Origin of the sequence: Verticiella sediminum, assembly GCF_007558815.1 — a bacterium.
GTDB classification, from domain to species: domain Bacteria; phylum Pseudomonadota; class Gammaproteobacteria; order Burkholderiales; family Burkholderiaceae_B; genus Verticiella; species Verticiella sediminum.
Genome location: NZ_VLTJ01000039.1, coordinates 89,505 through 108,241 on the forward strand (window position 1 = coordinate 89,505; position 18,737 = coordinate 108,241).

General features: G+C 69.4%; 19 protein-coding genes. 8 read left to right on the forward strand and 11 right to left on the reverse strand.

The window, feature by feature from the left end; genetic code table 11:
* Positions 1-32: 32 nt before the first annotated feature.
* The 6 genes from FOZ76_RS19890 (at position 33) to FOZ76_RS19915 (ending at position 4,358) form a co-directional block, all read left to right on the forward strand.
* A complete protein-coding gene (locus FOZ76_RS19890; RefSeq protein ID WP_143950023.1) occupies positions 33-416 on the forward strand; it encodes a YgiW/YdeI family stress tolerance OB fold protein in 384 nt (127 codons plus the stop codon).
* 64 nt (positions 417-480) lie between these two features.
* Entirely contained in the window at positions 481-1,401 is a 921-nt protein-coding gene (gene xerD, locus FOZ76_RS19895; RefSeq protein WP_143950024.1) for a site-specific tyrosine recombinase XerD, read from the forward strand.
* A 12-nt stretch (positions 1,402-1,413) separates the two neighbouring features.
* Positions 1,414-1,908: an aminoacyl-tRNA deacylase gene (locus FOZ76_RS19900; RefSeq protein ID WP_143950025.1), complete on the forward strand. Its 495-nt coding sequence runs from the start codon at positions 1,414-1,416 to the stop codon at positions 1,906-1,908.
* Positions 1,909-2,043: 135 nt separating this feature from the next.
* Positions 2,044-2,454, forward strand: coding sequence for a DoxX family protein (locus tag FOZ76_RS19905; protein ID WP_143950026.1), 411 nt, complete (start codon positions 2,044-2,046; stop codon positions 2,452-2,454).
* 141 nt (positions 2,455-2,595) lie between these two features.
* Positions 2,596-3,507: a serine O-acetyltransferase EpsC gene (gene epsC, locus FOZ76_RS19910; protein ID WP_143950027.1), complete on the forward strand. Its 912-nt coding sequence runs from the start codon at positions 2,596-2,598 to the stop codon at positions 3,505-3,507.
* A gap of 158 nt (positions 3,508-3,665) precedes the next feature.
* Positions 3,666-4,358 carry an exopolysaccharide biosynthesis protein gene (locus tag FOZ76_RS19915; RefSeq protein WP_211366334.1) on the forward strand — a complete coding sequence of 231 codons (693 nt, stop codon included), beginning with the start codon at positions 3,666-3,668 and terminating at the stop codon, positions 4,356-4,358.
* Positions 4,359-4,470: 112 nt separating this feature from the next.
* Here the strand turns inward: FOZ76_RS19915 and FOZ76_RS19920 are convergent, their stop codons facing one another.
* The 5 genes from FOZ76_RS19920 to ku form a co-directional block, all read right to left on the reverse strand.
* The gene (locus FOZ76_RS19920; RefSeq protein ID WP_143950028.1) at positions 4,471-5,511 is read right to left on the reverse strand and encodes a YihY/virulence factor BrkB family protein; all 1,041 of its coding nucleotides are present in this window, start codon (positions 5,509-5,511) and stop codon (positions 4,471-4,473) included.
* A 40-nt stretch (positions 5,512-5,551) separates the two neighbouring features.
* Entirely contained in the window at positions 5,552-6,076 is a 525-nt protein-coding gene (gene sodC / locus FOZ76_RS19925) for a superoxide dismutase family protein (protein WP_143950029.1), read from the reverse strand.
* A gap of 17 nt (positions 6,077-6,093) precedes the next feature.
* Positions 6,094-6,231 (reverse strand): hypothetical protein, encoded by a 138-nt coding sequence (locus FOZ76_RS27575; RefSeq protein ID WP_170235545.1) that lies wholly within the window; start codon positions 6,229-6,231, stop codon positions 6,094-6,096.
* A 72-nt stretch (positions 6,232-6,303) separates the two neighbouring features.
* The gene (ligD, locus tag FOZ76_RS19930; protein ID WP_143950030.1) at positions 6,304-8,925 is read right to left on the reverse strand and encodes a DNA ligase D; all 2,622 of its coding nucleotides are present in this window, start codon (positions 8,923-8,925) and stop codon (positions 6,304-6,306) included.
* 3 nt (positions 8,926-8,928) lie between these two features.
* Positions 8,929-9,936, reverse strand: a complete 1,008-nt coding sequence (gene ku / locus FOZ76_RS19935) for a non-homologous end joining protein Ku (RefSeq protein ID WP_143950031.1) — start codon at positions 9,934-9,936, stop codon at positions 8,929-8,931.
* Between the two features lie 170 nt (positions 9,937-10,106).
* On the opposite strand from ku, the gene FOZ76_RS19940 reads away from it, so the two are divergent.
* Complete coding sequence (locus FOZ76_RS19940; protein ID WP_143950032.1) at positions 10,107-10,778, forward strand: glutathione S-transferase; 672 nt, start codon at positions 10,107-10,109, stop codon at positions 10,776-10,778.
* Between the two features lie 22 nt (positions 10,779-10,800).
* On the opposite strand, the gene FOZ76_RS19945 is transcribed toward FOZ76_RS19940, so the two are convergent.
* From FOZ76_RS19945 to FOZ76_RS19955, 3 genes are read right to left on the reverse strand one after another with little or no spacing between them, the layout of a single operon-like run.
* On the reverse strand, positions 10,801-11,979 hold the full coding sequence (locus tag FOZ76_RS19945; RefSeq protein WP_246129662.1) for a CaiB/BaiF CoA transferase family protein: 1,179 nt from the start codon (positions 11,977-11,979) through the stop codon (positions 10,801-10,803).
* Complete coding sequence (locus tag FOZ76_RS19950) at positions 11,966-12,928, reverse strand: Bug family tripartite tricarboxylate transporter substrate binding protein (RefSeq protein WP_143950033.1); 963 nt, start codon at positions 12,926-12,928, stop codon at positions 11,966-11,968. The genes FOZ76_RS19945 and FOZ76_RS19950 overlap by 14 nt, the downstream gene beginning before the upstream one ends.
* A 36-nt stretch (positions 12,929-12,964) precedes the next feature.
* On the reverse strand, positions 12,965-13,744 hold the full coding sequence (locus FOZ76_RS19955) for an enoyl-CoA hydratase-related protein (protein WP_170235546.1): 780 nt from the start codon (positions 13,742-13,744) through the stop codon (positions 12,965-12,967).
* A gap of 97 nt (positions 13,745-13,841) precedes the next feature.
* Here FOZ76_RS19955 and FOZ76_RS19960 point away from each other — a divergent pair, with 97 nt between their 5' ends.
* The gene (locus FOZ76_RS19960) at positions 13,842-14,765 is read left to right on the forward strand and encodes a LysR family transcriptional regulator (protein ID WP_143950035.1); all 924 of its coding nucleotides are present in this window, start codon (positions 13,842-13,844) and stop codon (positions 14,763-14,765) included.
* Here FOZ76_RS19960 and FOZ76_RS19965 read toward each other — a convergent pair.
* From FOZ76_RS19965 to coxB, 3 genes are read right to left on the reverse strand one after another with little or no spacing between them, the layout of a single operon-like run.
* A complete protein-coding gene (locus FOZ76_RS19965; protein WP_143950036.1) occupies positions 14,762-15,133 on the reverse strand; it encodes a hypothetical protein in 372 nt (123 codons plus the stop codon). The two genes, FOZ76_RS19960 and FOZ76_RS19965, sit on opposite strands and share 4 nt — an antisense overlap.
* Positions 15,133-17,649 (reverse strand): cytochrome c oxidase subunit I, encoded by a 2,517-nt coding sequence (gene ctaD, locus FOZ76_RS19970; protein WP_143950037.1) that lies wholly within the window; start codon positions 17,647-17,649, stop codon positions 15,133-15,135. Before ctaD ends, FOZ76_RS19965 begins: the two co-directional genes overlap by 1 nt.
* Positions 17,646-18,656 carry a cytochrome c oxidase subunit II gene (coxB, locus tag FOZ76_RS19975; protein ID WP_143950038.1) on the reverse strand — a complete coding sequence of 337 codons (1,011 nt, stop codon included), beginning with the start codon at positions 18,654-18,656 and terminating at the stop codon, positions 17,646-17,648. The genes ctaD and coxB overlap by 4 nt, the downstream gene beginning before the upstream one ends.
* Positions 18,657-18,737: the final 81 nt, after the last annotated feature.

The following is an 18,737-nucleotide window of genomic DNA, read 5'->3' on the forward strand; positions in this document are numbered from 1 at the left end:
GGCGGGATGGCTACGATAACCCGGGAGCCCCCATGCCTGTTTCCTCTGTTTCCTTCTTCCGCCTTCGGTCCGTCCTGAGCACGGCGGCGCTCGCCGCCGCCCTTGCCGCCGGGGCTGCGCATGCGCAATACGTCGGCCCGGCCGACGGCAGCCAGGCCGCCGACGTGGCGAGCATTCTCAAGGACCCGGTCGACGACCAGCGGGTACGGCTGGAGGGCCACCTGCTGCGCAAGCTGGGCCATGAGAAGTACGTGTTCTCGGACGGCACCGGCGAGATCACCGCCGAAATCGACGATGACGACTTCCCGCGCGAGCCGGTCGACGAGAAGACCCGCGTGCAGATCAGCGGCGAAGTGGACACGGGGCGTAATCGTCCGCCCGAGATCGACGTCGATTCGATGCGCATCCTGCGCTGAGGGCAGCCGGCGTCTGCGTCGTCCGCGAGCTGGCCTATCATTGCGCCTAGCCTCGCCCACGATCATGACCGCCTCCCGTGCACGTCCGGCGCCCAGCGCCGATCCGCTCATTGCCGCCTTCGTCGACAGCCTGTGGCTGGAAGACGGACTGGCGGCGAATTCGCTCGCCGCGTACCGGCGCGACCTCGAAGCGCTCGCCGAGTGGCTGCGTCGAACCGACGCGCGCGGCCTGCTCGAGGCGCGTCAGCAGGACTTGCAGGGCTGGTTCGCCGCCGCGAGCGACAGCACGCGGCCGGCCACGGCCAACCGGCGCCTGGCCGCAGTGCGCCGCTTCTATCACTGGGCACTGCGCGAACAGCGCATCCGTGAAGACCCCTGCCTGAAGCTGGTGGCCGCCAAGGCGGCGCCGCGCGTGCCCAAGACCTTGTCGCAGGCCCAGGTCGAGGCGCTGTTGACGGCGCCGGACGTCGCCACCGAGCTCGGCCTGCGCGACCGCGCCATGCTCGAAACCCTGTATGCCACCGGCCTGCGCGTATCCGAACTGGTCGGCCTGGGCGTGCTGCACGTCTCGCCGACGGAGGGCGTGCTGCGCGTGGTGCAGGGCAAGGGCGGCAAGGATCGCCTGGTGCCGCTGGGCCTGGAGGCGGCGCACTGGCTGGCCGAGTACCAGCGCCTGGCGCGCCCGGCGCTGCTCGGCCGGCGCACGAGCGCGGACCTCTTCGTGACGGCGCGCGGCGCGGCGATGACGCGCCAGGCGTTCTGGCAACTGGTGAAGAAATACGCGCTCGTCGCCGGCGTCACCGCGCCGCTGTCGCCGCACGTCCTGCGGCATGCCTTTGCGACCCACCTGCTGAACCATGGCGCCGACCTGCGCGTAGTGCAACTGCTGCTTGGCCACGCGGATATTTCCACCACCCAGATCTACACACATGTCGCCCGTGCCCGCCTGAAGGCACTGCACGGCCAACACCATCCCCGCGCCTGAAGCGCCCGACCCATGAGCAAGCCCGCCCGCCACGTCTCGGCCACCCCCGCCACCGATTTCCTGCGCAAGCACGACGTTCCCTTCGTGGAGCATCCCTACGAATACGTGGAGCACGGCGGCGCGCGCGAGTCGGCCCGCCAGCTCGGCTGGAACCTGCACGCCGTGGTGAAGACGCTCGTCATGGAGGACGAGAAGGCGCAGCCGCTGATCGTGCTCATGCACGGCGACTGCGAGGTCTCCACCAAGAACCTCGCGCGCCAGAGCGGGCGCAAGCGCATCCAGCCGTGCAGGCCCGAGGTGGCGCAGCGCCACAGCGGCTACCAGGTGGGCGGCACCTCGCCCTTCGGCACCCGGCGCCGCATGCCGGTGTACGTCGAGGCGGGCATCCTGGCGCTGCCGCGCATCCTCATCAACGGCGGGCGGCGCGGTTTCCTGGTGGAGATCGCGCCGGCCTGCCTCAGCGCGTTGCTGGATGCCCAGCCGGTCGAGTGCGCGCTGCCGGACTGACGCGGACCGGCGCACTGTTGCGGGCGGCAAACGCCGGTGCACGCCGGCAGCACGCCGTCGCGGCGCCACTCTACAATGCGCGCTGGCCTCGCGCGGGCGGGCTGTTCCGCCACAGCGACTACAGGAGCGTTCCCCATGACTTCGACCACGATGGATGACAGCGGCAAGCTGGTGCTGCGCCTCGCCCTCGGCATTCTCATTCTTCTGCACGGCTTGTCCAAGTTGATGAACGGCATCGGCTTCATCGAGGGCATGATGGCGGCGCGCGGCCTGCCCACCTTCTTTGCTTATGCGGTCTATCTCGGCGAGGTGGTTGCGCCGGTCCTGCTCATCGTGGGCATCTACACCCGGCTGGCAGCGCTCGTCGTGGCCGTCAACATGGTCGTTGCGATCGTGCTGGTGCACACCGGCCAGTTGTTCTCGATGACCCAATCGGGTGGCTGGGCGCTCGAGCTGCAGGGCATGTTCGTGTTCGGCGCCATCGCGGTGGCGCTGCTCGGCGCGGGCCGCTACAGCGTGGGCGGCGCGGCCGGCAGATACAACTGAGCGCCCGCCCGCGCCGGGCATGACCCCACAGGCAGGCGGGGCATGCCCCCCGGCAGGGGGCGTCCGGGTGTAAGGTATGGCATCCGATATGTTCACGGGCGCTGGCGCGCCCGTTGCCGCGTTATGTCACGACTTCCCGATATGCCCTCGTACCCCGATCACGGCCAGCCCGACTGGAATCTCTCCGCGCTGATCCAGGCGCTGCGCACGTCGCGCGAACACACCCACAAGGTGCGTCACCGCGGCCGGCTGCGCGAGCTGCCTTCGCGCGCCGTGCTCAAGGACATCCTGCAGGGGCTTGCCGCGGCGATGTTCCCCACGCATTACGGCGAGACCGACCTGACCGACGAGAGCATCGATCACTTCGTCGGCAACACCCTGAACCGCACGCTGAACCTGCTGCGCGGCCAGGTGCGGCGCGGGCTGCTCTTTCTGTCCGACGAGGACGCCTGGACCAGCGAGGCGCTCGATGCGCGCGCGGTCGAGATCACCCGCCACGTCGCCGATTCCCTGCCCGAGGTCCGCGCCGTCCTGGTGAGCGACCTGCGCGCGGCGTTCCAGGGAGATCCGGCGGCGCACAGCATTTCCGAGATCCTGCTCTGCTATCCGGGCTTCGTGGCGATCACCTACTATCGCCTGGCCAATGTGCTCTACAAGCTCGGCATGCCGCTGCTGCCGCGGTTGATGACCGAGATCGCCCACTCGGCCACCGGCATCGACATCCATCCCGGCGCCACCATCGGCCACAGCTTCTTCATCGACCACGGCACGGGCGTCGTGATCGGCGAGACCACGATCATCGGCAACCGCGTGCGCATCTACCAGAATGTCACGTTGGGCGCCAAGCGCTTCACCGAGAACGACGACGGCAGCCTGCGCAAGGGCGAGCCGCGCCATCCCATCGTCGAGGACGATGTCGTGATCTACGCGGGCGCGACCGTGCTCGGCCGCGTGACCATCGGCCGCGGCTCGACCATCGGCGGCAACGTGTGGGTCACGCAGAGCGTTCCGTCCGAGAGCAGCATCTCGCAGGCCAAGATGTGTCGTGACTGAGCGGTGCGCGCCGGCAGCCCGAGCGGATGCCGGCGCGGCGGGCGGCTCGGCGGGGCTGTGCCGGGCATGGGCTGTGCTTGGTGTCCGCCAGCCGGCAGGAGACGCCGGCGGGAGACCGAACGGTATCGTCTGCGCTGCAGGCGTGCCCTGCACCAGCGATGGACGACTTCACCGAACAGACAGCGCAAGAAGCGGCGGACACGCCTTCCAACGGCAGGCCGCGCCGATTCGATTGGGTGCGCCGCCGTTTCTCGCGCCGCACGCTGACGCGCCTGGAAGCCACTTCGCTCACCGAAATGCTCGACAGGCTCGAGTTCGCCGAGTGCGAGAACGACAAGGTGAGCGTGGAGGCCATGCTCGATATCACCGGGCGCCGCTCGTTCGGGCCCATGCTGCTGGTGCCGGGGCTGCTGGTGCTCTCGCCCGTGAGCGGTGTGCCCGGTGTGCCGACCTTGTCGGGTGCGATGGTGCTGCTGCTCAGCGTGCAGCTCTTGATCGGCCGCCAGCACTTCTGGATGCCGCGCTGGGTGCTCAAGCGCGGCGTGTCGCAGCGGCGGCTGCTGCAGGCCTTTCGCTTCATGCGGCCGCCGGCGCGCTGGATCGACCGGCTGGTCAAGCCGCGCATGCGCTGGCTGGTCGAAAGCCACGCCGTGTACGCGGTCGCGGCGATCTGCGCACTGGTTGCGCTGACCATGCCGCCTCTGGAGCTGGTGCCCTTCGCCGCCACGGCGGCGGGCATCGCCATCACCACCTTCGGCCTGGCGCTGATCGGGCGCGACGGCCTGCTCGCGATGCTGGCCTTCATATTCTGCGGCGTGACCGGCGCGCTGCTGGCGCAGGCGGTGCTGTGAGGCCATCGGCTGGCGATGGCGAGATCGAGGCCTGTGCCCGTGGGCAAGCCGCTCCATCGTTCGTTCGACCGGCTACGCCGCGGCCCGCACGCGGGCGACGTGGGTGCTCGCCTCAGGGCCGCGCGGTGAGCTGGGTCTTCTGCGCGGCGGGCTGATCCGCCAGCGCATAGGAAGGATGATCCGGATCTTGCGTTGCCGGCGTCTCGGTGGCGGGAGCTGCCACAGGGGGTTCGGCGTGCGCACTGTCGGACGAACGCTGCGCGGCCAGTCGGGCCCGGCGGCCTTCGCCATAGCGGCACCAGTATTCGCGGGTAAAGGCGGCGCCGTAGAAAAAGAGCAGGGCGGAGAAATAGATCCAAAGTATGAGCGCGATCACCGAGCCGGCCGCGCCATAGGAGGACACCAGCGTGCCCTGGCTGAGGTAGAGCGAGATGCCGATCTTGCCGAGCAGGAACAACAGGGCGGTGAGCAGCGCGCCCGGGAATACGTCGCGCCAGCGGATGCGCACGCTGGGCAGCATCTTCAGTATCACCGCGAACAGCAGCACGAAGACGCCGAAGGAGATGGCGTTCGAGATGGCGCGCGCGACGAACGTGAAGACCGTCTCGTTGAACAGGGCGGCCCAGCGCTGCTGCAAGGCGGCGAGAATCGCATCGGCGACCACCGACAGCAGAAGAAAGCCCGAGAGCGTCAGCACGATGCCGAAGGCCACGACGCGGCTCATCGCGGTCGCGCGCAGGCCCGCCGTCGCCGTGTCCTCGGCGTCCCACATCTCGTCCAGGCTGCTCTTGAGCTCGGCAAAGGCCGTGGTCGAGCTGAACATGAGCAGGCCGATCGAGATCGCCGCGGCAATCAGCCCGCCGCTCGAATACTGCGTGCTCTCGAGCACGGTACGGATCGCGTCTGCGCTGCGCTGGCCCGCGTACAGTTCGATCTGTGCGAGCAGTTCGGAGCGGATGGCGTCTTCACCGTAGAACCAGCCGCCGATCGCGATCACCAGCAGCAGGATGGGCGCCAGGGAAAAGACCATGTAGAGGGCGAGCGCGGCGCCCTTGCTCGACGCGCGCTTGTCCACCCAGCGGATGCCGGCATCGATGAACAGGGCCAGCGGCCCGAAGTTGCGGATGCGACCGATCCATCCTGGTTGCTGCATGATCTCTCCGGCGTCTGCGTGATGGGAAGCGCGTAATCGTCTATTGAATCACGCCGCACGCCACGCGCGCGCCGCCGCCGCCCAGGGGCTCGGGATGGTCGGCGTGGTTGTCGCCGCCCTTGTGCACCATCAGGGCCTTGTCCTGGATCTGGTCCATGGATTTCAGGCGGGGAGCGAGCACCGGCTGGGTCGCCGTGCCGTCGGGCAGGACGTACAACGCGGGCAGGTCGCCCAGGTGGCCATCGCCCCAAGGCGCGCCGTGCTTGCCTGTGTTCTCAGGGTCGAGGTGGCCGCCGGCCGCGCCGGCCGGCGTCATCTTGCCGTCCTCTTCCTTGGCGTCGCAATTGCCGTTGGCGTGAACGTGAAAGCCGTGGATGCCGGGTTCCAGGCCTTTCAGGTCCGGCGTGAAGACCAGCCCGTAGTCCGTCTGGCTGATGGTGACCTGGCCGACGGCGTCGCCGGGGCCTTTGTCGGTGGCCTGGTGCAGCGTCACCGAGGTGTCGGCCAGCGCAGCGCCGGCGCTCAGGCAGGCGGCCACGGTCAGGCCGAGCAGCGGTTGCTTCATGGGAATCTCCTTGCAGCTCAACGTGCGGCGTTTGCCGCACCGCGTTCGATGGTGCCCGGGCGGGCGCGTTCGTCGTCCGGGGTGGGTGGCACAGGATCGGGTTCGACCGGAATCGGGGCGTCCGGCGTGTCGGGTTCGACCGGCTGGTGTTCCATCGGTGTCTCCTGGTGGAAGAGGCGGCATGCCGCGGCATGCATCGGCCAAGCAAGCGCTGTGCCCCGGCGCGCTCAGCGCCCCGCTTGCACCGCCTGCAGCGCCGCGCGCTTGACGGTGGCGGCCGAACTTTCATAGTCGGCCCAGGCGTCGCTGGCCTGGGCGAGCAGGTCGGGCACGTTCTGCACGTTGTAGGTCGCGCCGCGCAGGTCGCGTTCCGGGGCCAGCGCATCCCAATCGACCGGCAGGGAGACCGACGCGCCCGCCCTGGCGCGCACCGAGTAGGCGGCCACGGCCGTCGCCTGCTCGCCGTTGCGCAGGTAATCCACGAAGATCCGGCCCTTGCGCCGCGCCTTGTTCATGTTCGCCACGAAGCGCTCGGGCATCAGCGTCTCCAGGTGGCGGGCCATGCCGTTGGCGAAGGCGCGGCAGGTATCCCAGTCCAGGGTGCGCCGGATCGGCGCCACCACGTGCAGGCCGTTGCCGCCGGTGGTCTTCAGGAACGGCGTCAGGCCGAGTTCGCGCATGAGCGTGGCCGCAAGCTGCGCTCCCTCGGCCAGCACGCTCCAGTCCACGCCCGAGCCGGGGTCCAGGTCCAGCGTGATGCGATCGGGCCGGTCGGCGCGCGGCAGCCGCGAGCCCCAGGTGTGGAACTCGATCACGCCGAACTGGACCAGGCCGATGATGCCTTCGGGACTGCTCACGAGCAGATGCTCGCCGTCGTGGCGCACGCCGGCCGGCAGGCTCTGCGTGATGTGCTTCTGGAAGAAGCATTCGTGGTCCGCGCCTTCCGGGCAGCGCAGCAAGGCCAGCCGCCGGCCTTCCAGGTGCGGCATCATGGCGTGCGCGACCTGGTCGTAGTAGGTGGCGAGCCCGAGCTTGTCCAAGGGCGGCTGCTGGAACACGCGGCGCTCGGGATGGCTGATGCGGATGCCGCGCACGACGGGCGCGGAGCGGCTGGCGGAGCGGTTCATGTCGGCGGGGGTGGATTGGTCGCGTTCGGCGACGGGTTGAACGCTTGCGCGGACTTCGGCCGCCACCTGCCGGGCCGGTTTGTCCTCGCGCAGGCCGAGAAAGGCGGCCTGGCGCAGCAGGCCGTCGCGGGTCCAGCTTGCAAAGGCAACCTGCGCCACCAGGGCCGGGTCCACCCAATGGATCTGGGCGTCGGGGCTGTGGCCGTAGCGGCGCTGGTGGGGTGGCAGGGCGGCCGCAAAGGGGCTGCTCTTGCGTTCGAGCTGCCGCAGGCGGCGCGCCAGGCTGGCGAGCGTGTCCTGGTCGAAGCCGGTGCCGACTCTGCCGACGTACTGCAGTTTGCCGGCGTCGTCGTGCAGGCCCACGAGCAGCGCGCCGAAGCCCGAGCGCGCGCCGGCCGGGCCGGTGTAGCCGCCGACCACGAACTCCTGCTCGGGCCGGCACTTGAGCTTGAGCCAGCGTTGCGAGCGGCCGCTCTGATAGGCAGCGTCGGCACGCTTGGCGATCAGGCCCTCCAGGCCGAGCTTGCAGGCCTGGGCCAGCGCCTCGCGCGCCTGGGCGGCGTTGCCGGCCGGCACGAGATCCGTGAACGACACGGTTTCACTGCGCTGCGAGGCGAGCAGCTCGGCGAGCCGGGTCTGTCTTTCCAGCAAAGGCAGCGGGCGCAGATCCTCGCCCGCCCAGAACGGCAGGTCGAAGGCGATGAAATGCAGGTTCTCGGCCTTGCCGTCGAGCGCGCGCTGCAGCAGCGCGAAGCTCGAGCGGCCTTGTTCGTCGAACACGACGACCTCGCCGTCGAGCCAGCCTTCGCCCAGCCCGAGCCGCTCCAGGTGGCGCGCCAGCGGACGCATGCGCTCGGTCCAGTCGTTGCCGGCGCGGCTGAGCAGGGCCGCGCGTCCCCGCTGCAGCCGGCAGAGGATGCGATAGCCGTCGTACTTCAGTTCGTAGACCCAATCCGCGTCGGCGGGCGGCGCATCGACCAGGGTGGCGAGCTGGGGCTCGATCATCGCCGGCATGGCCATGGCCTGGGCGACGCGCGTGGCGGTGCGGGCCGCAGGGCTGTTGGATGCGGCCTTTGTCGCTGCGGCCTTGCCGGTTGCCGATGGCTGCCCAGCGGCCCTCGTCGGGGTGGTCTTGGCGCTGGCCTTCTTCGCGGCCGCCGCATCCCCGCGCCGCGCGCTGGGCGGGGTCTTGGCATCGGCCTCGGTCTGCGCTTCGGCCGCATGGCCGCTGAGCGCGTAGCCGTCGTCCACCTTGCGCAACAGCCAGTGCTTGGGATCGCGCCCCGTGCGGATCAGGATCCACTCGCCTTCCAGGCGATGGCCATGCAGGCGGAAATGCAGTTTGCCGCGTTCGAGCGCCTGCGCAGGTTCGTCCAGCGGCTCCCAGGTGCCGTCGTCCCAGATGTCGACGTGGCCCGCGCCATACTGCCCTGCGGGAATGTCGCCCTCGAAGCCGGCATAGTCGAGCGGATGGTCCTCGACCTGCACCGCCAGGCGCTTGACCTGCGGGTCGCGCGAGGGGCCCTTGGGCACGGCCCAGCTCTTCAGCACGCCGCCGACCTCGAGGCGAAAATCGTAGTGCAGGGCGCGCGCCGCATGGCGCTGCACGACGAAGCGCGCCTGGTCCTGGCGCCGGCGCGCGGCCTTGCCGGCGGGCTCGGCGGTCCGGCTGAAGTCGCGTTTGGCGCGATAGCGCTCCAGCGCGTCGTCCTGGCGGGCCATGGCTCAAGCGGCCTTGCGGCGGCTGGTCGTCGGCTTGCCGGCGCGCTTGCTCGACGGCGCCGCGCGCGTGGCTTTCTTGGCGGCCTTCTTCGCCGCCTTGGCGGGTGCCTTGGCCGCGCTCTTGCGCGCTGTCGTCTTGGCTGCGGCCTTGCGCGGCGCCGGGGCGTCTGCCTTTGCCCGCGCCTTGCCGGCGCCCTGGGCCGGTTTGCCGCCGGCGCGCGTCTCGATGCTCTGCTTGAGCATCGACATCAGGTCGATCACCTTCGCGCGCGGGCGCTCGCCGGTATCCTGGCTGGGTTCGGTCATGCTGTGGGTCTGGCCCGAATCGATGCGTTGCTCGATGCGTGCGAGCAGGTCCTCCCGGTAGGTGTCGTGGAACCGCTGGGGCTGCCAGCGCTCCGTCATGTCCGCGACCAGGCGCTCGGCCATCTCCAGCTCGCGGCGGCTGACACCCGCCTCTTCCAGGGTGGCCGGCGGCTCCTTGAGGTCGTCGGCGGGAATCACCTCGTCCGCATAGCGCATGGTGTTGAGCAGCAGCAGCCCGCCCACCGGCAGCACCGCGGCCAAGTGCTGCTTGGTGTGCAGCACGACGTTGGCGATCCCGATCAGGCCCGACTTGCGCAAGGTCTCGCGCAGAAGCACGTAGCCTTTGTCGCCGCGCTTGTCGGGCACGAGGTAGTACGGCGTCTCGAAGTAGTAGGGCGGCAGCTCCTGCGCCTTCACGAAGCACACGATCTCGACCGTCTGCGTGGCGGTCGGATTGGCCTGGCGAAAGTCCTCGTCGTTCATCAGGACGTACTCGCCTTTCTCGTACTGGTAGCCCTTGACGATGAACTCGCTGTCCAGGGCCTTGCCGGTGGCCTTGTTGATGCGCTGGTAGCCGACCGGCGCCATGTCGCGCTTGTCCAGCCAATCGAAGTCCAGCCCGGATCGCCGGGAACCCGGGTGCAGGACCACGGGGACATGGACCAGGCCAAAGGCGATCGCGCCTTTCCAGACGATGCGGGGCATAGGACCTCCTGCGGGCAGCTTGGCCGGCGGACGCGCCGGAAAGTGTGTTCCCCCAGCAACACCCATGCCGCGAAGCCCGGCCTGTGCGCGGCTCGTGTCATGCGCGCGATCGCGCTCCCCGCTATGCTGCGCAGAACGCCGCAGCGCATGGCCGTTCAAGGAGACACGTCGTGATCGTCGTACACCACCTCAACAACTCGCGTTCGCAGCGCATCCTGTGGCTGCTGGAAGAGCTTGGCGTCGACTACGAGATCCGCCGTTACGAGCGCGACCCCCGCACCATGCTGGCACCGCCCGAACTGCGCGCCGTGCATCCCCTGGGCAAGTCGCCGGTGATCACCGATGGCGACGTGGTGGTCGCCGAGTCCGGCGCCATCATCGAATACCTCGTGCAGCGCGAGGGCGGCAAGCTGCGTCCGGTCGAAGGCACGCCCGAGCGCCTGCGCTACACCTACTGGCTGCACTTTGCCGAAGGCTCGGCCATGCCGCCGCTGCTGCTGGCGCTGATCTTCAACCGGCTGCCCAGCGCGCCCATGCCGTTCTTCGCGCGCCCGATCGCCCGCGCGCTCGCCAAGGGCGTGCGCGAGCGCATGATCGATCCGCAGTTGCGCAGCCAGCTCGCCTATATGGAGGGCGAACTGGCCAGCCGCGAGTGGTTCGCCGGCGATGCGTTCACGGCTGCCGACGTGCAGATGAGCTTCCCGCTGGAAGCCGCGGCGCAGCGCGGCGGCCTGACTGCCGCAGCGCACCCGCACCTGTCCGCCTTCCTCGGCCGCATCCACGCCCGCCCCGCCTATCGCCGCGCGATCGAGCGGGGCGGGCCGTACGCCTTGCTCTCGTGAGTCAGGGCCTGGTCGACAGGCGCTAGCCGTCCTCGTCGGCGTCCAGGCCGAGCTCGGCGAGGATCTGCGCTGAATGTTCGCCCAGGCGGGGAGCGCACGCGCCGGCGCATGGCTGCGCATGCGCCCACCGGGCCGCGGGCTGGATGCCCAGGCGCGGGCCGTCCGCTGCGGCATACGTCTGCAGGATGCCGGAGGCTTGGAGCTGCGGATCGTCGAGCAGATCGTCCAGGCTGACCAGCCGCGCCACCGGGATGTCGCAGTCGACGAGCCGGCGCAACCAATCGTCGGTGCCGCGCTGCCTGAAGCGTTCATCGACGTAGGCGTAGAGCGCGTCGATGTGTGCGCTGCGGCTGGTCATGCTGTGGAAGCGGGCATCGGTTTCCCAGCGTTCGGCATCGCCCGCGGTGGCGAGAAAGCGCTGCCAATGGGCATCCGTGTAGATGATCGCGCTGAGCCAGCCGTCCGCCGTGCGATAAGGGCGCCGATAGGCGGAGAGCAGTCGCGGGTTGCCTGCCTCGCCCAACGGCGGGACGAAGCTCCTGCCGGCCAGGTGATCGCCCAGCACGAAGGCGGCCATGGTTTCGAACATCGGGATCTCGATGTCCTGCCCGCCGCCGTGGCGCAGGCGCTGGAGCACCGCCGCCAGGATGTTGTGCGCCGCGACCAGCCCCACGGTGCGGTCGGCCAGGTTGAGCGGGACGTAGCGCGGGGCCGCCGAGCCCGCCGCCTCGACAAGCGCGGGAATGGCGGCCATGCCCTGGATGAGATCGTCGTAGGCGGGCTTGCCCGCGTAGGGTCCGTTCTCGCCGAAGCCGGTCAGCCGGACCTGGATGATCTCGGGGTTGCGCCGACCTATCGACTCGCTGTCCAGGCCGAGCTTGCGCAGCGCCTTGGGCCGCATGTTGGTGACGAAGACATCGGCGCGCTCGACGGCGCGCGCCAGCACGCGCTGCCCCCGCGGCGTGCGCAGGTCCAGGCACAGGCTGCGCTTGCCGCGGTTCAGGTTCAGGAACACCGGGCCCATGGCCGGCTCTCGCATCGGGCCCATCCCGCGCATGATGTCTCCCTCGGGAGGCTCCAGCTTGATGACGTTGGCACCGTACTCGGCAAGGATCTGGGTGGCGTAGGGCCCCATGATGACCGAACTGAGGTCCAGCACACGGATGCCGCTGAGCGGCCGTTCGGAATCACTGCGGTTCAATGCCGGCCTCCTGCACGATGCGCGCCCACTTCACGAATTCTTCGTCGACGAACTGCGTGAATGCCGGGACGTCCATGTCGCCGGGCTGCGTGCCCTGGCTCGACAGCGTTTGCTGGAACTGCGGCTCGTGCATGGCTTTGCGCGCGAGCGCATTCAACCGTTCCACGATGGGAGCAGGGGTTCCGGCCGGGGCGTAGAAGCCGATCCAGATCCGCGTGTCATAGCCGGGCACGCCCTGTTCGGCGATGGTCGGCACGTCCGGCAGCGCCGGCACGCGCTCGGGCGTGGACACCGCGATGGCGCGCAGCCGGCCGCTTTCGATGTATTGCGTCGCGCTCAGCGCATCGACGAAGGCGGCATCGATCTGTCCGCCCAGCAGGTCGTTCACCGCGAGGGCGGTGCCTTTGTAGGGAACATGGGTGAAGGGCGCGCCGGTCATGGCTGCCAGGAGTTCACCCGACAGATGCGTGGTGCCGCCGGCGCCGGCCGAGCCATAGGTCACGCCGCCCTTCTGCCTGGCGAACTCCAGCAGCTCGGGCAGCGTCTTGGCCGGCACCGAGGGGTGCACCACCAGCACGTTCGGCGTATGCGCGAGCATTGCGACCGGCGCGAAATCGTTCTTGGCGTCGTAGCGCAGGTTCTTGATGATGGCGGGATTCACTACGTGCGCGGTGGTCATGACGAGCAGCGTGTTGCCGTCGGCGGCCGCGCGGGCGACGCGTTCCGATCCGATCACACCGCCGGCGCCGGGGCGGTTCTCGACCAGCACGGGCTGCTGCAGGTCGGTCTGCATGGTCTGGGCCAGCTTGCGCGCGAGTATGTCGGTCATGCCGCCTGCGGCGAACGGCACGATCAGTGTGACGGGCTGGCTCGGCCAGGCGTGGGCCATGCCGCTCGCCAGCGCCAGAGCGCAGAGGGAAAGGCGGCCATACCAACGGAATCGCATCATGGTGTCTCCTGTTCGTTTGTGATCGGGCCGTACGCGTCACGCGCGCGCACGGCGCCGGGATTCGAGAAAGCGCGTCATGTAGTCGTGGGGTTCGTCGGTGTCGTAGGCCTTGACGAGGCAATGGATGCCGGTGTCGATGGCCGCCTGCAGCGGCATCTTTTCCCAGTCGCTGAGCAGCGACTTCTGCAAGCGCAGGGCGCGCGGACCGGCCTCGGCCAGCTCGGCGCGCCAGTGGGCCGCGAACGTATCGATGTCGGCTTCCTGCGTGACGGCCGAGATCAGGCCCCAGCGTTCGGCGGTGTCGGCGTCGATCATGCGGCCGGTCAGCAGCAGGTCGCGCGTGCGCGTCCAGCCGATCATCCCGGGCAGCATGGCGCCGTGGATGACGGTGGGCACGCCGAGCTTGACCTCCGGCATGCCGAACGTCGCGTCGCGGGTGGCCAGCTTGATGTCGCACATGCAGGCGACTTCCATCCCGGCGCCCAGGCAGTAGCCGCGGATCAGCGACATCGTCGGAAAGGGCAGCGCGCGGATCTGCTCGCACAGCGCATGGACCGAACGGATGTAGGCATCGATCTGCCGGCCGTTCGCGACCCGCAGGAACTTGATGTCGGCGCCGCCGAGAAAGGCCGCCTCGCCGCCCCGGATCTCGAGCAGGCGGATGTCCTCGCGCCATTGCAGCTCGCGCAGGGCGTCGGCGTAGATGAGGGCGGCCTCCTCGGTGAGCAGGTTCAGCTTGCCGTTCTCGAAACGGACGCGGGCGACGCCGTCCTCGACGTGGACCTGGCAGGAAGGGCCGGGGGAAGGGTGCGACATGCGGGAGACTCCCTGTGGATGGGTATGGAGCCGCATGCTACGTAGATGCTATTCATGAAACAATCGACTTATTTTCATACATAGATTCTTGGGTGGAATGAATTTCTCCATACGCCAGGTTCAAGTCTTCGTCGCCGTGATGGACGGCGCGAGCTTCACGTCCGCCGCGCGCAGCCTGCACATGACGCAGTCGGCCGTGAGCAAGCAGGTGGCCGAACTGGAGCGCCAACTGGGCTTTCGGCTCTTCGAGCGCACCACGCGCAGCGTGGTCGCCACCGAGGCCGCGCGTGAATTCCACGGCTTCGCGCTGGAGTTGATGGCCACGGTCAAGACCGCCACGCGCAGCGTCATCGAGCTCACGCAGATGGAACGCGGCAGCGTCAGCCTGGCTGCCTCTCCGCTCATGATCTACGGCCTGCTGGCCGAGGCGGTCGCGGGCTTCGCGCGCGAACATCCCGGCATTGCCTTCGAACTGCACGAGCTTACGACCGACGAGACCGTCGACGCGGTGCGCACCGGCGCGGTGGACATCGGCTTGTGCGCCCTGGATTCGGAGGTGAAGGGCGTGGACGCGCGGATCGTGCATCGCGACTGCATGCAGGTGGTGGTGCCGCAGGGCCACGTCCTGACCCGCAAGGCGTCACTGGACTGGACCGAAGTCGCCGAGCTCGAACACGTCAGCCTGCGCCACTTGTACAGCGTGCGCAGGACCCTGGACGCGCTGATCCGCTCGCATGGCGGCGGCCTGCCCAGCCGGATCGAGGCTGGCACCCTGACGGCCGTGCTCGGGCTGGTCCGGGCAGGCGCAGGCGTGGCCGTGCTGCCGGGCTATGCCGCGAAGGTGGCCGAACAATGGGGCATGCACGGGATCCCGATCCGCGACATCGACGCGCACAGCCACCGGATTTCCCTGCTGCGCAGGCAGGGCGCACAGCTATCCATCGCAGCGCGCACCTTCGCCACGGTGTTGACGCGCCACCTCACGGGCGAGGCTGGCGGCGAAGAGGCCGGCGCCGACTAGGCACACGGCACCGTCACCACGACCGGAAACCCGACCCATACGGTGGCGAACAGCGCGGCCAGGTTGCATAGCCAAGTCACGCGCAGCGTGAAGCGCACCGGCGGCGTGGTTGAATCCGCGGCCCGGCGGCTCTGGCGCCAGGAGTACCAGGTCAGCCAGCCCAGCGGCAGAAGGTGTGCGAGCCAGAGCACTGTCAGCCAGCCGTTGATCGGATGCAGGCCGGCATGGCCGCCCGGCGGCGGCGCGACGTAGGCGCAGGCGAGCGACATGCCCGCATACAGCGCGACGAAGCAGACGGCCCAGATGATGAGCCCCGCCATCATGCGCATGACGGGCCAGGCGCCTTGCCAGAGCAGGCCGCGGTTCATCAGCGGGCTCCCATCGGAAAGAGGTAGAGCGCGCCGAGCGTGATGATGCCCGTCGCGCCCGTGTACCACCACCAGGTGCGCGCCACCAGGGTGTCCAGGTGGCGCAGCGGGGAGACGTAGCCGCGCTGCACGCGCAGGGCGCCGAAGCCGGCCATGGCCGCGCCGATGGCCGTGTGCAGCGCGACGTAGTAGGCCAGCACGGTGCTGGTGGCCGCGTAGGCGTGGCTGGTGGGAGGGGGCAGGGCGGCGCCGGGCAGGACGGCCAAGAGCAGCGTGGCCGCGACGCCGACGCCGCAGGCAAGCCAGAGGCGCAGCGCGACACCGCCCATGCGCGCCTGCGTCACGGCCGCGTGCGCGCGAATCGCGAGCGCGCCGGCGATCACGACGCTGGCCGCGGCCAGCGTGGGCAGCCAGGGCGACGGGTCGATGTAGGCCGGCGGCGGCCAGCCAGGCGCGATGCTCCAGAGAAAGCAATAGCCGAACACCAGGGCGGCGAACAGGGTGCCGTCCGCAACCAGGGTATAGATCACCCCCGAGCGGCCCGGCGCGGCTTCCGGCTCGGCGTAGTGCGGCAGCACCATCAGCCCGTCGCCGTAGGCGATGGGGTCGGGATCGACGGTGGCGCCGGTGCTCCAGGCCCAGCGCAGGAACAGCGCCAGCGCTGGCACCGGCATGATCGCAGCCAGCCAGTAGAGCTTGAGGAGCAGGGCGAGCACGAAGATGCCGACCAGCATTGCGCCCACGAAGGGCAGCCAGCTCGGCCCCGGCAGGATCACGGCGGCGCGCGGTTCGCCGGTGAGCACGTCGACCGACAGGGTTTCGCGGCGCACCGGCGGCTCGGTGCCGGGATACGGCTCGCCACGCGCCAGCCGCGGGCCGAGCCCGGGGTCGTCCCACAAGGGGTGCCGGCTGTCGACCCGCGGCTGGGCGCCGATGTTGTAGACCGGGGTCGGTGTGGGCGTGGCCCACTCCAGCGTGTCCGCGCCCCAGGGGTTGCGCGGCGCGCGCTTGCCCATCCTGCCGTGCAGCATGACGTCGAGCACCAGCAGGCCGAAGCCGATCGCCTGCAGGAAGCCGCCGATCGAGGACACCAGGTTGAGCCAGTCCCAGCCCAGCCCGTCGCCGTAGGTATAAACGCGCCGAGGCATGCCCAGCAGCCCGGTGAGGTGCATCAGGAAGAACGTGACGTTGAAGCCGACGAAGATCATCCAGAAGGCCCACTTGCCGATGATCTCCGAGGGCATGCGCCCGGTGACGTGGGGCAGCCAGTAGTACACCGCGGCCATGACCGGAAACACCATCCCGCCCACCAGCACATAGTGCAGGTGGGCGACGATGAAGTGCGTGTCGTGCACCTGCCAGTCGAACGGCACCAGCGCGATCATCACCCCGGTCAGCCCGCCCAGGATGAAAATGGCGAAGAAGCCCGCCAGATACAGCATCGGCAGGCGGAACACCGGCCGGCCGGACCAGAGCGTCGCGATCCAGGCGAAGAACTGCACCGCCGTGGGTATCGCCACCAGCATGCTCGCCGCCGAGAAGAAGATCTGGCCGAGATACGGGATGCCGACGGTGAACATGTGGTGCACCCACAGGCCGAAGCTGACGAACCCCGTGGCGAGCGCGGCGGCCACCACCCAGTTGTAGCCCACCAGCGGGCGGCGCGCGAACACCGGCAGGATGGTCGAGACCATGCCCGCGGCGGGCAGAAAGATGATGTACACCTCGGGGTGGCCGAACATCCAGAAGAGATGCTGCCAGAGCAGCGGGTCGCCGCCGCGGGCCACCTCGAAGAACGGCCAGCCGAAGGCGCGCTCGATCTCGAGCAGGATGCTGCCGAGGATGAGCGGCGGAAAGCCGATCAGGATCATCCCGGCGGTGACCAGCATGTACCAGGCGAAGATCGGCATGTTGCGCAGGCCCATGCCGACCGTGCGCATGCGCAGGATGGTCACGACGATCTCGACCGCGCCGCAGATCGCCGACACTTCGGCGAAGGTCACGCCGAGCAGCCAGATGTCGGCGTTGATCCCGGGCGTGTATTCGGCGCCCGAGAGCGGCGTGTACATGAACCAGCCGCCGTTCGGCGCCAGGCCCGTGAAGAGAGCCGCGATGAGGATCAGGCCGCCGCTCAGATAGCACCAGTAGGCGAACGCACCCAGGCGCGGATAGGCCAGATCGCGCGCGCCCATCATCTTGGGCAGCAGGTAGAGCGCCAGGCCCTCCAGCACCGGAATGGCAAAGAGGAACATCATCACCGTGCCGTGCATGGTGAAGATCTGCGCGTAGACCTCGCTGGTGAGGAACGCATTGTCCGAGGTGGCGAGCTGCGTGCGGATCAGCATGGCGAGCACGCCGCCGATCAGAAAGAAGAGCAGGGCGGTGACGATGAAGCGCAGGCCGATGGCCGTGTGGTTCACCGCGCAGAAGATGCGGGCCGCACCGTGCCGCGGGTCGGTCCAGATCCGCGTCAGCCGGTGGTGGCGGGCAATGGGGGAGAGCGGCTCGCGGGTCATGGTGTGCTGCTGTGTTCGAGAAAGTCGGCGATGGCGTCGAAGCCGGCGTCGGGCAGCCCGGCCTGCGGCATGCGGTTGCCCGGCTTGCGCGCCTGGTGGTGGCGCAGCCAGTCGCGCAGCGCCTCGGGCGTATTCTCCAGCGTGCCGGCGCCGAGCATGGCGCGCACGCCCAGATCGGCCAGGTTGGGGCCGGGCTGGCTGCTGCGTTCGCGCGGGTTCATGGCGTGACAGGCCAGGCAGTGCTGCGTGAAGTCGCGCGCGCCCTGGGTGTCCTGCAGGTCGGCAGGGTCGTCGACGCCCGCGCCGGCAAGCGCCGCCAGGCGCGCCGGCATGTCCTCGGCGGGATGCGCGTAGACGACCAGCGCCATGCGCGCGTGCTGCACCCCGCAGTATTCCGCGCACACGCCGTGATACTCGCCCGGCGCGTCCGCGCGCAGGCGGATCACATTGGTGCGTCCTGGAATGGCGTCGATCTTGCCGCCCAGGCGCGGCACCCAGAAGCCGTGGATCACGTCCTCGGTGCTGACGTGCACGTCCACCGGCACGCCGGCGGGGATGTGGATTTCGTTGGCGCTGTACAGCGCGCCGCCCGGGGCGTCCGGGTATGACACTTCCCACCACCATTGGTGGCCGCGCACGTCCACCCTGAACACGGTCTGGCTGGTGGGCAGCGGCAGCATGGCCTGGCCCGAGCGGATGCCATAGGCCAGCAGCAGGAACACCACGACGATCGGCAGCGCCAGCCCGCCGCCGATGAGCAGCGCGCGCCGGGGCGCCTGGCCGTTGCGCCGGCGGTGGAGCAGCGCGTAGGTGGCGAGCCCGAGCACCAGCAGGTAGATCGCCAGGCTGCCCCAGAACATCACCCACCAGACCTGCGTGATGGGCGCCGCGCCCGGGCCGGCCGGGTCGAGGATGGACAGTGGTTGCTCGAAGCAGCCGGCCAGAGGCAGGGCGAGCAGGGCGCAGACGCCGGCGCGCAGCGCATGGCGACAGGCTTTCGGCATCATTGGGCACCTCGCTTGCTGCGTGCCGTGCCGCGCAACACCGCGGCACGCCTCTCCCGCCTCTTCTCACTCACGCGATATTTC